This window comes from Pseudomonas sp. Z3-6 (assembly GCF_051131985.1).
In the GTDB taxonomy this organism is placed as follows: domain Bacteria; phylum Pseudomonadota; class Gammaproteobacteria; order Pseudomonadales; family Pseudomonadaceae; genus Aquipseudomonas; species Aquipseudomonas zanjanensis.
Genome location: NZ_CP071644.1, coordinates 3,317,222 through 3,331,020 on the forward strand (window position 1 = coordinate 3,317,222; position 13,799 = coordinate 3,331,020).

Genomic DNA, 13,799 nt, shown 5'->3' on the forward strand with positions numbered 1-13,799 from the left:
AGCGGACTGGATCAACCTGGCACACCGCGTTGACAGTGTTGGGGCTGCTGCGCAGCCCAGCGGGAGCAAGCTCCCTCGCCACAAAGGCAGGGGGCGTCCGGCGTGGGTGTATACCGAAGTATCAATGGCATGGCCCAAAGGGTGAGACGAGTGTCCCCACGTACAACAGACCGGGTGCGCCGCGGGGATTACGCTTTCAACACCTCGTCGCCGCAGGCCTTGATGGAGGACGCAGGCGATGAACGTGTCCACTCCTGACTCAATGGCCTGGTGCCTGGGGCGACGACTATGATGAACAGAAATGACCTGCGTCGTGCTGACATCAACCTGCTGGTGGTCTTCGAAACCATGATGCACGAGCGAAACGTGACCCGCGTCAGCGAAAAGCTGTTTCTCGGTCAGCCAACGATCAGCAGCGCCCTGGCGCGGCTGCGGTTGATGTTCGATGACCCCTTGTTCATCCGTTCCGGACGGTTGATGGAGCCGACCTCCCGGGCGCGGGAAATCTTCTCCAATCTGTCACCGGCCCTGGACGGCATCGCCGCTGCCTTGAGCCGTTGCCAGGCATTCGAGCCGGCCACCAGCGAGGCGACCTTCCATGTCGGCCTTTGCGATGACGTCGAGTACGCGTTGCTGCCGGAGCTGTTGCGCCGCCTGCGGGTCGAGGCACCTGGCACCACCTTGGTGGTGCGCCGGGCCGATCAATGGCAGGTATCCCAACTGTTGGCCAGCGGCGAGATTTCCTTGGGCATCAGCCCAACCCTGGAACTGCCGGCCAATGCCCGGCGCAAGACACTGCGGCCAATTCGGCCGATGCTGTTACGCGCCGACTCGCAGCCCGGCGAACTGACCTTGGACGAATTCTGCCGTCGGCCCCATGCCGTCGTGTCGTCCATGGGCAATGTCATCGATGATTCGGACCGCGCGTTATGCCTGATGGGCCGCCAGCGCCGGGTGGTCTTGACCGTGCCGCAGTTCAGCGCCTTGCCCATGCTGTTGGCCGAGAGCGATATGATCGCCATCGTGCCGGATTACGTTGCCCACGCCATGGCTGTGACGACCGGCATGCGCGCGCAAGCGGCCCCGATCTGCTTGCCCCAGCACGCGCTTTCCATGGTCTGGCGCGGCGCCTCGCACAATGATCCGGGGGAGCGTTGGTTGCGTTCCCGTTGCAGCGCGCTCCTGGCCGAGCAGGGCGAGTCGCAGGAGGGATCCAGGCAAGTGGCCTGACAGGACGACGCCGCAGGGCTCGCGCTCAGCGGGAAAACCGGTTGCGATACTCCCGGGGCGAAATCGACAGGTGGCGCTGGAAGGTGTGGCGCATTCGTTCCTCGTCCCCGAAGCCGCAGGCGCAGGCAATCTGGTCGATGTTTCGCTGGGAGTCTTCGAGCATTCGACGCGCGGCTTCAAGGCGGAACATTTCCACGGCTTTGGCCGGGGTTCGCCCGGTGTGGCGTTTGTAGACCCGGGCAAAATTGCGTGGGCTCATCCTGGCTTGGCGGGCCAACCGCTCGACGGTGAGGTCATTGTCGTCCAGGTGTTCGGAGATCCAGACGTGCAACTCGTCGAACCCGGCGCTCTCCTGCATCTGCAATTGCAACAGTTGGCTGAACTGCGCCTGCCCGCCGGGGCGCTTGAGAAACACCACCAGCTCACGGGCCACCTGCAAGGCCACGTCGCGACCGCAGTCGGCTTCGACCAATGCCAGGGCCATGTCGATGCCGGCGCTGACCCCGGCCGAGGTCCACACGTTGCCCTGCTGGATGAAGATCGCATCGAGGTCCACCTCGATCGACGGGAACCCACTCTTGAGCATCTCGCACATGGCCCAATGGGTGGCGGCCCGGCGTCCGTCCAACAACCCGGCCTGGGCCATGAGGAAGGTGCCGCTGCACACCGATGCGGTGCGCCTGGCCTGGGCCGAAGCATCGCGCAGCCATTGCACCAGGTCGACACAGTCGATCATTGCCTGCCGTATGTCCGGTGCACCGGGGACGATCAGGGTGTCGATGAGCGTCCCATCAAGTTCATGCAGGGCACGGGTAGCCACGACCAGGCCCTCGGCGCTTTGCATCAACCCGCCTGCCAGGCTGGCGGTGTGCATGGCGTAGCCGGGCAGGCCGCGTTCGGTCATGGCTTTGGTGGCGGCCCAGAACACGGTCTGGGCGCCGGTCAGGTCCAGCAGGCCCATCTGCGGGTAGGCGAGGAATACCAAAGTGCGCGGTTGGCAAATGGACTCGGCGACGATGCCGATATCCAGGGTCATTTCGTTCATGATCGCTTCGCGCTGGATTTTTGTCAGGAGAGGTGAAGGAGTCTATCCGTTTTCGGCACAATTGAACGAGTGGCCTGCCAGGCGGAATGGAACTTGCCTGGGTTTGATCCATAAGCCCTGGAATCATCAAAGGTCGGGTCAATGAACAATGACAACATGGCGCAGCCCGTGGTCTCGTCGGATGGGTTGCCGATGCTGCCGATCAATCGGTTTCGCACCACGGACATCGACGAGCACGCCCGGAACATGGGCGGTTGGCAGGTTTGCTATGACCAGTTGACCCCCGGGCGCTTCGACGGTGAATTGATCGAGTTCCGCTCGGAGTGGATGCAGCTGGTGCGCGACCGCTCTAACCAGGCCCTGACCAAGCAAGGCATGGCCTGGGAGGGGTCCATCACTTTCAGCGTGCCGCTGAGTGCGGACGGGCCGGTCTTTTGCTCCGGGCACCCGATTGTCGAGTCCAGCCTGTTGGTTGCCCGTGGCCATAACCTGCCTGAGCTGCGCACGCCTCAACATCTGGACCTGCTCGGTGTCGCCATCGACGAGCAGGCGTTGGAGCATGTGCTGGAACGACAGGGCAGTCGCTTTCGAATTACCGATCTTCCCAAGTGTTACCGTCTCGGCAACTCGACGTTGCCCGCCGAGCTTACGGCGTTGTTCGATGAGCTTGAAGGCGGCGAGCAGGGGCGTGACTCGTTACTGGGTTACGAGTCGATCCGCCGTGGCCTGCGTGACACGGTGATGCTGCACATACTGGAACTGGTGGCACCGGATGAGGCGCCGCCGCTCAACCCCACGGCGCGCAAGCGCATGGTCGACCGCGCTCGGGAATATGCCTTGACCCATGTCGATGAGCCGCTGTCGATCCTCGACCTGTGCAACCACATCGGTGCCAGCCGGCGAAAACTGCAGTATTGCTTCCAGGAGACGCTGGGCATCAACCCCGTGGCCTATTTGCGGGCGTTGCGCCTCAATGCCGTGCGTCGTGAACTGCGCAGCGGCGGCCATGCCCAAGGTGTACAGGAGGTGGCGGCACGGTGGGGCTTCTGGCATTTGAGCCGGTTTTCCAGCGACTATCGAGTGCTGTTCGGCGAGACACCTTCACAAACCCTGCGTCGCACGCATCTGTGCTGAAAACGGATAACGGCTGACTGGCCGGCTCCCTAGGATGACCCCTACACCACATGGTCGGGAGGGGCATTCGATGAATCAGAAGAATAAAACCAACGTCTTGCGCTGTACTGGGTTAACCCTGGGATTGATCGCTGTCTGTAGCGCTGCCCATGGCACCGAAAACGGTGCGCCGACCACGGCGTTCGGGGTCTACGACTTCGGCGCGGGGATGATGCCGCCGGCCACGCCCTTTGGCACCGTCGGCCTGCGCACCGCGTTCTACTCGGCCAACGTGCAGAAGGATCGTCACGGTAAGTCCGTGGACAACAATTTGTCCCTGGATATCTTGTCCCTCGGCGTCGCCTACATGCACATGACCGATTACACCGTGCTGGGCGCCAAGTACGGCTTCGGCGCCGTCGTGCCGTTCTTCCAGATGGACGCCTCGGTACGGGTGCAGACACCCATCGGCCCGCTGGACCTGGAAGCCGATCCGTTCCGCATGGCCGATATACAGGTGCTGCCGGTGATCCTGCAGTGGACCTTGTCGCCGAACCTGTTCGTCAACGCCCAGTTCCAGATCCAGGCCCCCACGGGCGACTACGACAAGGATCGCTTGATCTCACCGGGTCTCAACCACTGGACCTTCTCACCGATCCTCAACGCCACGTACATCTCCGACAGCGGTTTCGAGGTGTCTTCGAGCTTCGAAGCCGACATCAATACGCGCAACCACGCCACCGACTACAAGAATGGCGTCGAGTACCGTCACGAATTCGCCGTGGGCCAACACGTCGGCCCATGGACCGTCGGCGTGGGCGGTTTTTACTACCGGCAATTCACCGACGACGATGCGCCGGGCCTGGAAGCGGGCAATCGCGCCCGGGTGTTGGCGGTCGGGCCGGCGGTTAGCTACTTCAAGCCCGGCATACCCCCGGTGTGGCTGCACGTCTACAAGGAGCTCGATGCGCGAAACCGCGCCGAGGGCTACACCACGGCGCTGCGTATTTCTCACAGTTTCTAAAAGAGGCTCGCCATGAACCAGTCAAATTCCGTTTCACCGGCGGCCACTCCGTCGCGCCAGGCCGGTTGGCGCGAAGGCGGGGTGCTGATGCTGGGCAGCAGCCTGACGATCATGGGCGCGGTAATGGTCACGCCCATCCTGCCCAGGTTGGGCGCCGAATTCGGCCCCTTGGAACCGCGGGCCGATCTGCTGGTGCCGTTGGCGATCACCGGCCCGGCCCTGGCGATTGCCGTGTGCGCGCCTTTGGCGGGCTGGTTGGCCGACCGGGTCGGGCGCAAGGCCTTGCTGGTGATTGCCACGGTGCTCTACGCCTTGCTCGGCGCGTTGCCGGCCATGCTCGAGAGCCTGCCTTCGATTGTGGGCGCGCGGCTGTTGTTCGGCTGCACGGAGGCGGCGGTGATGACCTGCTGCGCGACGCTGATCGCCGACTATTGGCAGGGTGAGGAGCGGCTGCGCTACGTCAATCGCCAGGTGGTGACCATCGGCCTGGTGGGCGCGCTGTTTTTCGTGGTGGGCGGTGTGCTCGGCGAGCATTCGTGGCGCGCGCCGTTCCTGCTGTATCTGCTGCCGTTGCTGCTGGTGCCGGCGATGCTGAAAGTGCTCTGGGAACCGCCGGTGGCGAAGCCGCAACTGACCGAGCCGCGCGTCGACGCGTCGGGGCCGGCCAAGGTTGCCGTGCTGCCACTGCTGGCCGGCTACCTGATGATCCTGGGCGGCATGGTCCTGACGTTCGTCATGCCGATCCAGGCGCCGACGCTGTTGGTCAGCCTGGGCATCACCTCCAGCACCATGATCGGCCTGGCCGCGGGACTGAGCCTGCTGGCGACCTTGGGCGGTTCACTGATGTGGCCGTTGCTGCGCCGGCGTTTCGGCATTGCCGGTTGCAACGCGCTGCTGCTCGGCCTGATGGGGTTGGGGCTGTGGCTGCTGATGCGCGGGCAAAGCTACAACGACGTGCTGGTGGCGGTGTTCGTCCAGGGCCTGGGGGCGGGGTTGCTGGTGCCCAACGTGATGGCGCCGGTGATGAATGCCTTGACCGCCAGCACCCGCGGCCGGGGCATGGGCGGGTTTACCTCGTGCCTGTACATCGGCCAATTCGTCAGTCCGCTGGTGGTGGCCTTGGTAATTGTCTTCGCCGGCGACCTGCGTCATGCCATCCAGTGGCTGGCCCTGAGCAGTTTTGCCTTGGCGCTGCTCTGGGTCGTTGTCGGCCTGCGGAGAAGGGCTCAGGGACAAGCAAGCACCGTCGGCTCACATCAATCGTCGTGACATAAGGAACCTGAAACATGGGTATGCAAGACATTCACCAAATGATGGACAGTGAAGATGCCACGGCGCTGGCCGAGTGGGTCAGGCGTGGCGAAGTCCAGCCCGGCGAACTGCTGGAAACCGCCATCGAGCGCCTGGAACGGGTCGAGCCACAGCTTAATGCGGTGGCCGAGCGCTTGTACGATTCGGCCCGGCAGGCGGCGCGCACGCCACAGGTTGGCCAAGGCCTGCTGGCCGGTGTGCCGACCTTGATCAAGGATCTGTTCTCGCCGGTGCTTGGCGCGGCGATGACCAACGGTTCGCGCGCGCTGGGCGACTGTCGGGCGGATTTCGAATCGGAAGTCGTGACGCGTCTGCGCCGTGCCGGATGCCAGGTGATGGGCACCAGCACCTCGCCTGAGTTCGGCACGTCGTATTCCACCGAGTCCGCGCGCTTCGGTGCCACCCGCAACCCCTGGAGCCACGCACACAGTGCCGGTGGCTCCAGCGGCGGCGCTGCCGCGTTGGTGGCGGCCCGCGTGGTGCCGTTCGCCCATGGCAACGACGGCGGCGGTTCATTGCGCGTGCCGGCGTCCTGTTGTGGTGTGTTCGGGTTCAAGCCCAGCCGTGGCCTGATGCCGTCGGGGCCGGTAATGGGCGAGGGCTGGGCGGGGATGGGCACGCCGCATGCGATCACGCTGTCAGTACGCGACAGTGCGGCACTGCTGGATGCCACCGCCGGGATGGACCTGGGCGCGCCCTATGCCGCGCCGGTCCAGGCGTTGCCCTATGTGATGGCGGTGCAGGCGGATCCCAAGCCGCTGCGCATCGCCCTGGTCGAGCAGCTCGGGCCTTGGCCTACGTCACCACAGAGCCTTCAGGCAGTGGGCGAGGCGGCCCGGTTGTGCGAGGTGCTGGGGCATCGTGTCGAACCGGTGAGCCTGCCGGTGGGGTTGCTGGAGTTTTTCGACCATGTGTTCACCATCATTGGCGCGAGCTCTCGTCACTATGTCGATCTGCTGGGCCAGATGCGCGGGTTTGCCGTGCAGGCGGAAGAGCTGGAGGTGCGTACCCGGATCATCTTGCGGGACAAGGGCAACGTCAGCGGCGCCCAATATGCCGCGGCGGTGGGATGGATTCATGCCCTCGGCCGGCAGTTGGCGGTATTCATGCAGGATTACGACGTGATCCTGAGCCCGGTGCTGACCCGCGAGCCGGTGCGGATTGGCGAGCTGGACCTGCAGGATGTGTGCATGAGCCTGGACCAACTGATCGAGCGCTACCACAGTTATTCGCCATTCACTGCACTGTTCAATGCCAGCGGCCAACCGGCGATGTCGGTGCCCTTGTCCTGGAACGCCAATGGCTTGCCGATGGGCGCGCATTTTGCCGGGCGCTTTGGTGAAGAAAACACCTTGCTGGCCCTGGCCGCCCAACTGGAACGCGCCCAACCCTGGCGCGGCCGAGTGCCGCCGGTCAACGCCTGCCGGCGGTGAAACGGTGGGAGTGGGCTTGCTTGCTATGGCGTTGGGGCAGTGGGCTCATCATTGACTGACCCTCCGCTATCGCGAGCAAGCTCAGCTCCCACAGTGGTTCCGAGGCGTTCAAGAAATCGGAATCCACCGCCGACCCTTGTGGGAGCGAGCCTGCTCGCGATAGCGTTGGGTCAGTTGGTGGAGAAGTTGGATGTAACGCCATCTTCGCGAGCAAGCTCCCACAGTGGTTCCGAGGCGTTCAAGAAATCGGAATTCACCGCCGACCCTTGTGGGAGCGAGCCTGCTCGCGATAGCGTTGGGTCAGTTTGCACTGGGATGGATTATGCCGCTTCTGCCGCCATCGCCGCCCGGACGCTGGGACGTGCCGCGATTCGGGCCATGAACGACGCCAGTACCGGCCAGTCGCCGATCGCGATGTTGAACAACGGCAACCAAGTCAAAACGGTGAATAGATACGCGTCGGCCAGGCCGAAGCGGCCCATCAGGTAATCCTGTTGCTCAAGGGCCTGGCTGAGGTAGTCCAGGCGCTTGAACAGTCTTGCCTTGAAGATTGCCTTGGTTGACTCGGCGATATCGGCATTGAACAGCGGGGCACAGCCGCTGTGGATCTCGGTGCTGATGAAGTTCAACCATTCCTGCAGACGAACTCTCTCCCAAGTGCCATTGGCCGGCGCAAGTGTATTTCCGGGGACCCGATCGGCCAGATACTGGACGATGGCGGGCCCCTCGGTCAGGACCTCACCGTTATCCAGCACCAAGGCGGCCACGTAACCCTTGGGGTTGATGCCAAGGAAGTCGCGGCCGTCGGCGGTGCGCTTGGTCTTGTTGTCGACCCGGATCAATTCAAAGGGCAAGCCCAATTCCCGCAACACGATGTGCGGGGACAACGAGCAGGTCAGGGGCGCGAAGTACAGTTCCATGGTTTCCTCAAGAATGGGGGATATGCCGGCAGAATCCGTGAAGACCGGAACATTTTCAAAGGACATCTTCAGTGCTAGCGTATGACAAAATCTCATGAGTACGTCCCCTCGCCATGGCCGACAGAATCCCATCCTTGAACGGCCTGAAAGCCTTCGAATCGGCAGCTCGACACATGAGCTTTACCAAGGCTGCCGAAGAGCTGAACGTCACCCAGACAGCGATCAGTCATCAAATTCGTCGGCTCGAAGAGGAGCTGGGTGTGCGCTTGTTCTTGCGGCTCAAGGACGGTTTGGCCCTGACAAACGAAGGCCAGGCCTATTTCCCCGGCGTTCGTTCGGCCTTCCATGAGTTGCGCTATTGCACGGAGATGTTGCTGGAGAGCCGCAACAACAGTGTCTTGACGATCAGTACGCTGGTTTCATTTGCCTCCAAATGGCTGCTGCCGCGGCTGGCGTCGTTCCAGCAGGCGTGTCCCACTATCGATGTGCGCGTCACGGCGTCCACTGAACGGGTGGATTTGCGCAAGGGCGGCATCGATGCGGCCATCCGTTACGGTGTCGGCGACTGGAAGGGCGTGCGTGCCGACTGGCTGATGGCCGATGACATCTTCCCGGTGTGCAGCCCCAGGTTGCTGCACGGTCCGACCGCGTTGCGGACCCCGGACGACCTGGCCCAGCACACGTTGTTGCAAATCAGCGGGGTGACCAGCGGCGATTGGAGCGCGTGGCTGAGCGCCGCCGGCCAACCCACAAAACTGGCCGAAGGCAGCCGGCTGACATTCGACCTGGCCATGATGGCCGTACAGGCAGCGGTGGACGGCCTGGGTGTGTGCATCGGTCGCTCAACCTATGTCGAGGATGACCTGAGGGCTGGACGACTGGTAGCCCCCTTTGATCTGCGATTGAGGTCCGACCTGGGCTTCTATTTCGTCACCCCTCATGAACTGGCCGATTCGCCAAAAGTGCAGGCCTTTAGAAGCTGGTTGATGGATTCGGTGGGTTTTGGCGCCGAAACATAATTACGCCGTACCGTTCAGCCCCCAGCCAACCCGCCGATATGAATAGAAGGTCCGGTCACTTTCAGGGTTCACCGAGGGTACGTCATGTTTAATAAAACACTAAAAAACGAACTGACGGCTAGGACGGCCGAATTGACAACCTACAAAGGACTGGTCGGCGCCCTTGAACGGTCGATGGCGGTTATCGAATTCAGTCCAGACGGCAAGGTGCTGCGGGCGAACGAGAACTTTCTGAAAACCATGGGCTACCGTGCGGAGCAAGTGACCAGCCTGTCCCATCGGGATTTCTGCACCCCGGCGCTGGCGGGCAGCGCCGAATACCGTGAATTCTGGAACCAGTTGCGCGCCGGTCAATTCGTGTCCGGCACGTTTCAGCGCCGCAGTGCTTCAGGCCAGAACGTGTGGCTGGAAGCCAGCTATAACCCGGTACTCGATGAACAAGGCCGCGTCGCGAAAGTGGTCAAGTACGCACTCGATGTGACTGTCAAAGTGGCCACTGAGGCCGAAACCCGTGGCCGGCTGGCGGCCCTCGACCGGGCCATGGCGGTGATCGAATTCGACCTGGGCGGCAACATCCTGACCGCCAACGACAACTTCATGAATGTGATGAATTACTCACTGGCTGAGCTCAAGGGCAAGCACCACCGGATGTTTTGTGAACCGAGCCTGGTGGGCAGCTCGGAGTACAGCGATTTCTGGCGTCGTCTTAACGCCGGTGAGTTTTTCAGCGGTCAATTCAAGCGCCTCGGCAAGAACGGCAGAGTCGTCTGGCTGGAAGCCAGCTACAACCCGGTCTACGACGCCGAAGGCAAGCTGTGCAAGATCGTGAAGTTCGCCAGTGACATCACCGAGCGGGTGGAGAAATTCGAAGAGGATTCGCGCGGCGCGTCCCGGGCTTACCACATCTCCGCCGAGACCGAGCGCGTGGCTGAACAGGGCGCTCTGGTGATCCATCAAACCGCCAAGGAAATGCGCGAAATCGCCGACAACATCGGCGCCTCCGCGCGCCTGGTTGGGCAACTGGGGGCGCGTTCGGAAGAGATCACCGCCATCGTCAACACCATTCGCGGCATTGCCGACCAGACCAACCTGCTGGCCCTCAACGCGGCCATCGAGGCGGCCCGAGCCGGCGACCAGGGGAGGGGCTTCGCGGTGGTGGCCGACGAGGTCCGGCAACTGGCCGGGCGCACCAGTCGCTCCACGTCGGAGATTGCCGAAATGATCGGCATGATCCTCTCCGAAACCCGCGATGCCGTCGCGAGCATGAACGTCACCCATGAGGGCGCCTTGCGTGGCGTCACCCTGGCGGACCAGGCCGGATCGGTCATCGTGCAGATCCGGAACGGGACCACCGATGCCCTCGATGCGGTGAGTATGTTTGCGTCCAAGCTCGACGAGTCCGAGGTGATTCCCAAGACGGCTATCGGCTGGGTGGGTTGAGGTGAGCTGAGTCCACGCCCTTGCGATCCATGCGCTTGACGAGCTCGAGCAATACCGCTCGCAGCTCCGGCGGCCGCACGGGCTTGGCCAGCACCGAGATGTTCAGGCTGTGCAGCGATTGACGTATCCGCTCGATCTCATGCCCGGTGATGACCAACGCCGGGACTTGCCAGCCGCGCTGCTCGCGTATCGCGGCAATGCACTCGGCGCCCGAGACTTTCGTGCCCAGGTCGAAATCGGCGATGACAATGTCGCCATCGCTGGTCAGTCCCTCGCCGTCGCTGTGGGTTTCAACCTCGCAACCCCATTTTTCCAGAAGTGCCGACGTCGCCATCAGAACGTTGGCGTCGTCCTCTACCAAGCACACCCGTAATCCGTCCAGACGATGCTGGACGGGCGTCACCTTGGGCTCCATGGCCCTTGGCGCCGCCAGCTCCAGGCCGCTGATCGCCACTTGGGTGCCTTGGCCGACCTTGGAGCGGATGTGTATATCGACGTCGAGTATCTGGCTGATGCGCTTGACGATGGACAGGCCCAGGCCAAGGCCCTCGACATCCTTGTCTCGGACATGGCGCACGCGGTAGAACTCCTTGAACACTTCGGGCAAATGTTCGGCGGCGATGCCACGGCCCTTGTCGTAGATCACCACGGCCAGGCGCTTGCCCCGGCGCCGTACGCCAATCAACACCGGCTGGCCAGGCGCGTATTTGAGGGCGTTGGACAGCAGGTTCCGGACCATTGTGGTCAGCATGCCTGGATTGACGTTGACCCAATGAGGGCAGGTGCGCAGGCGCAGTTCGACCCCGGCCCAGCGAGCCGCCTCGGTGTTCTGCTTGACCACTTCTTGCAATAGAGTCCCTAAGTGAATGGTGTCGGCCTGCGGTACGAGCTTGCCGTGGTCCAGGGTGTAGATATCGAGGATCGAACGGAACAACTGCGAGACGGTGTGCAGCGAGCGGTCGATATTGTCCACTAGCCGCAGTTCTTCCATGCCCAGCCTGGCGTCACGCAGGCAGGCGGTGAACAGGCCGATGGAGTGGATCGGTTGGCGCAGGTCGTGGCTGGCCTGGGCGAGGAAGCGCGACTTCTCCTGGTTCGCGGCAATCGCCTCTTCCGAAGCGATACGGGTACGGGTCAGTAGGATATGCGCATAGGCTGGCACCACGATGGTGGTGACGATCAGCATGAGGAACATGTAGGGCTGGGTACGCCAGAAGGGCTGAAGGCAGAAAATCACCACCAGGGTCGCCAGCGCGATAGCGGTTGCCAGCGCCAGGTAGCGCGAGCCGAAACGCATGCCATTACCCAAGGTTACCCAGAGCAGTGCTGCGTAGATCGGCAGTGCAGTTTCACCTCCCAGCACCATGGCGAACGCGATGCCCGTGTAGTCATGCAGCATCGTGAACAGGCGTCGCCAGAAGAAGTGTCCTGCCCAGCGCTTGATGATCATGCGCAGGAACACCGAGACGAAAATGAACGTGCCGATGTAAATAATGATGGGCACGTAGCTGGCGGCGTCTTCTGGATACAGGCCGGCCAGGATGCCGATATACACGAGCGCACAGGCGCTGACGGTCAGGCGTAACGTGGCCTGGTCGAGTTCACTGTTCTTTTCCACCGGCTTTGGCATCTCATGACTTTTGATGCCTCCAAGCGTAGCTGCTAGCCTCGGTGAAAGTTGGGGGCAGGCTGGCGCTGTCCCCAACGGATGGCGCCATTGCGTCAGTAGACCCTGTAGTACTTCACGACATCGTCGATGAAATAGATGGTCAATACCGAACCCTGGGTCTGGCTTTGGCCTGTTTTCGTGCCGGTCACGCTGCTGACGTCGTTGGCCACGGTTTGTGCCTTGGCCAGTTGTGCCGAGGTTTCATACATCTTCAGGCTCGTTTCGGTCGACACGTACTTATGGGCCAGCTTCATGTACTTATCGAGGCCCTCATCATTCTTTTCATAGGTCCAGTTCGACTCGTTGCTGGTGCTGGTCGAATTGAGTTCCTCGTTGGTCGGCGCACCGAACATCTGCGTGATCTGGCCTTTTGTCGTCTTGCCCGGAATGATCGTTTGCTTGAGGTAGGTGACGTCGTACTTCTGGGTTCCCTGGTTCAGGGTGTTCATCAACTTACCCAAGTCCCCGGTGTTTGCACAGCCGTTGAGTACGCCCGCCAGCACGCACAGTGCCAATCCATTTCCAAGTGTTTTTCCATAGTTGAAGGACATAATGACTTTCCTTGAGTTGATGTCAGGACCCTTCCACTTCAACCGGGCAGACGGTGAAGTTGATCCAGCATTGCGCCGCCGAGCGATTTATTTAATCCACGGGCTTGGCACGCCGTAACTTTTCAATAGGCACAGTGATACGGCACGGCGTCTGTATGGCGCGTTGGTTTTGTTTTATGTTTGGCTGTTCGAGCCGCTTTTTTCAGAGCGTCTTCAGCTTAGGGGAGAGTACGGAGCGAAGCTATAGTACAAGTGTGCTATGGCCTTGGCGGCGGGCAGGGGGGATAACGCTCAATGATTATTCACGACGTCATACCTTCACGTCTGCGGTTTGCCCAACCATCGGCCATCGCCTGGAACGTTGGGAAATTGCGCCGCAGCCGCTGAACGTGTGGGAACACCCAGGGATTTGAGCAGGCTTGAGACATGGATGCGTACCGTGAAGGGGGAAATGCCCAGCGCCCGGGCTATTTCCTTGTTGGTCTTGCCGGCGGCGATCAAACCAAGCACTTGTCGCTGACGAGCGGTCAGTTGCGAAAGTGCATCATCGAGGATGGCGTTTTCCGCCTGATACTTGACCACTACTTCGCCTTCGCGAATCGCCATGATGGCGTCGGCGATATCGGCGGGGTCGATATTCTTACCGATGAAACCGTCGGCACCCAGCGCCATGACCTGGGAAATAACATCCCTGTCATCCACCATCGAAACCACAATGATCGAGGTGCGTTTGAATTCATGACGCAACTGGCTTATGACCTGCAGCGATTTAATACCGGGGAAGCGCAAATCCAGCACCAGGGAGTCCACTTCGATGCCGGACCGCGCCAGAGCCAGCACTTCGTCCAGGTTGCCAGCTTGTTCTATGGTGGCCGTCGGCAGAAGCCGTTCGATGGTTCTCAACATACCTTCACGAAACAAAGGATGGTCATCGGCCACAATAACTCGGCAGGTCATGCTTCAGATCCTTCTGAGTTCAAGTTCGCGCATCGTAACCTAAACTGCTCCCTCGGGTTTCAAGTTTGAAACAACCTTTCGTGTGGA

General features: G+C 61.7%; 11 protein-coding genes and 2 pseudogenes. 8 read left to right on the plus strand and 5 right to left on the minus strand.

Annotation, left to right across the window (positions count from 1 at the left end):
• Positions 1-288: 288 nt before the first annotated feature.
• Complete coding sequence (locus J3P88_RS14990) at positions 289-1,230, plus strand: LysR family transcriptional regulator (RefSeq protein WP_434576187.1); 942 nt, start codon at positions 289-291, stop codon at positions 1,228-1,230.
• A gap of 25 nt (positions 1,231-1,255) precedes the next feature.
• Here J3P88_RS14990 and J3P88_RS14995 read toward each other — a convergent pair whose 3' ends face one another.
• Entirely contained in the window at positions 1,256-2,266 is a 1,011-nt protein-coding gene (locus J3P88_RS14995; RefSeq protein WP_434576473.1) for a GlxA family transcriptional regulator, read from the minus strand.
• 150 nt (positions 2,267-2,416) lie between these two features.
• Between J3P88_RS14995 and J3P88_RS15000 the strand changes: the two genes are divergently transcribed.
• The 4 genes from J3P88_RS15000 to J3P88_RS15015 all read left to right on the plus strand — a co-directional run bounded on the left by J3P88_RS15000 (position 2,417) and on the right by J3P88_RS15015 (position 7,156).
• Positions 2,417-3,409, plus strand: a complete 993-nt coding sequence (locus J3P88_RS15000) for a helix-turn-helix domain-containing protein (protein WP_186729295.1) — start codon at positions 2,417-2,419, stop codon at positions 3,407-3,409.
• Between the two features lie 70 nt (positions 3,410-3,479).
• The gene (locus tag J3P88_RS15005) at positions 3,480-4,412 is read left to right on the plus strand and encodes a SphA family protein (RefSeq protein ID WP_186705817.1); all 933 of its coding nucleotides are present in this window, start codon (positions 3,480-3,482) and stop codon (positions 4,410-4,412) included.
• Positions 4,413-4,424: 12 nt separating this feature from the next.
• A complete protein-coding gene (locus tag J3P88_RS15010) occupies positions 4,425-5,681 on the plus strand; it encodes an MFS transporter (RefSeq protein ID WP_434576189.1) in 1,257 nt (418 codons plus the stop codon).
• Positions 5,682-5,698: 17 nt separating this feature from the next.
• The gene (locus J3P88_RS15015; protein WP_434576191.1) at positions 5,699-7,156 is read left to right on the plus strand and encodes an amidase; all 1,458 of its coding nucleotides are present in this window, start codon (positions 5,699-5,701) and stop codon (positions 7,154-7,156) included.
• Between the two features lie 320 nt (positions 7,157-7,476).
• Here the strand turns inward: J3P88_RS15015 and gstA are convergent, their stop codons facing one another.
• A complete protein-coding gene (gene gstA, locus J3P88_RS15020; RefSeq protein ID WP_434576193.1) occupies positions 7,477-8,076 on the minus strand; it encodes a glutathione transferase GstA in 600 nt (199 codons plus the stop codon).
• Between the two features lie 113 nt (positions 8,077-8,189).
• Here gstA and J3P88_RS15025 point away from each other — a divergent pair, with 113 nt between their 5' ends.
• The 3 genes and pseudogenes from J3P88_RS15025 to J3P88_RS15035 form a co-directional block, all read left to right on the plus strand.
• On the plus strand, positions 8,190-9,095 hold the full coding sequence (locus J3P88_RS15025) for a transcriptional regulator GcvA (protein ID WP_434576195.1): 906 nt from the start codon (positions 8,190-8,192) through the stop codon (positions 9,093-9,095).
• Positions 9,096-9,269: 174 nt separating this feature from the next.
• Positions 9,270-9,899: pseudogene (locus J3P88_RS15030) on the plus strand (PAS domain-containing protein); the annotation flags it as partial.
• A gap of 162 nt (positions 9,900-10,061) precedes the next feature.
• Positions 10,062-10,535 (plus strand): annotated as a pseudogene (locus J3P88_RS15035) (methyl-accepting chemotaxis protein); the annotation flags it as partial.
• Here the strand turns inward: J3P88_RS15035 and J3P88_RS15040 are convergent.
• The 3 genes from J3P88_RS15040 to J3P88_RS15050 all read right to left on the minus strand — a co-directional run bounded on the left by J3P88_RS15040 (position 10,516) and on the right by J3P88_RS15050 (position 13,712).
• Positions 10,516-12,165 carry an ATP-binding response regulator gene (locus J3P88_RS15040; RefSeq protein ID WP_434576197.1) on the minus strand — a complete coding sequence of 550 codons (1,650 nt, stop codon included), beginning with the start codon at positions 12,163-12,165 and terminating at the stop codon, positions 10,516-10,518. The pseudogene J3P88_RS15035 and the gene J3P88_RS15040 overlap by 20 nt on opposite strands.
• A 92-nt stretch (positions 12,166-12,257) precedes the next feature.
• Positions 12,258-12,755: a hypothetical protein gene (locus J3P88_RS15045; protein ID WP_250963690.1), complete on the minus strand. Its 498-nt coding sequence runs from the start codon at positions 12,753-12,755 to the stop codon at positions 12,258-12,260.
• Between the two features lie 318 nt (positions 12,756-13,073).
• Entirely contained in the window at positions 13,074-13,712 is a 639-nt protein-coding gene (locus J3P88_RS15050; RefSeq protein WP_434576198.1) for a response regulator, read from the minus strand.
• Positions 13,713-13,799 lie beyond the last annotated feature (87 nt).

Excerpts from the sequence above, each read along its gene's own strand:
- J3P88_RS14990 (WP_434576187.1), top strand. The coding sequence starts at position 289 with ATGATGAACAGAAATGACCTGCGTCGTGCTGACATCAACCTGCTGGTG.
- J3P88_RS14995 (WP_434576473.1), bottom strand. The coding sequence starts at position 2,266 with ATGACCCTGGATATCGGCATCGTCGCCGAGTCCATTTGCCAACCGCGC.
- J3P88_RS15000 (WP_186729295.1), top strand. The coding sequence starts at position 2,417 with ATGAACAATGACAACATGGCGCAGCCCGTGGTCTCGTCGGATGGGTTG.
- J3P88_RS15005 (WP_186705817.1), top strand. The coding sequence starts at position 3,480 with ATGAATCAGAAGAATAAAACCAACGTCTTGCGCTGTACTGGGTTAACC.
- J3P88_RS15010 (WP_434576189.1), top strand. The coding sequence starts at position 4,425 with ATGAACCAGTCAAATTCCGTTTCACCGGCGGCCACTCCGTCGCGCCAG.
- J3P88_RS15015 (WP_434576191.1), top strand. The coding sequence starts at position 5,699 with ATGGGTATGCAAGACATTCACCAAATGATGGACAGTGAAGATGCCACG.
- gstA (WP_434576193.1), bottom strand. The coding sequence starts at position 8,076 with ATGGAACTGTACTTCGCGCCCCTGACCTGCTCGTTGTCCCCGCACATC.
- J3P88_RS15025 (WP_434576195.1), top strand. The coding sequence starts at position 8,190 with ATGGCCGACAGAATCCCATCCTTGAACGGCCTGAAAGCCTTCGAATCG.
- J3P88_RS15040 (WP_434576197.1), bottom strand. The coding sequence starts at position 12,165 with ATGCCAAAGCCGGTGGAAAAGAACAGTGAACTCGACCAGGCCACGTTA.
- J3P88_RS15045 (WP_250963690.1), bottom strand. The coding sequence starts at position 12,755 with ATGTCCTTCAACTATGGAAAAACACTTGGAAATGGATTGGCACTGTGC.
- J3P88_RS15050 (WP_434576198.1), bottom strand. The coding sequence starts at position 13,712 with ATGACCTGCCGAGTTATTGTGGCCGATGACCATCCTTTGTTTCGTGAA.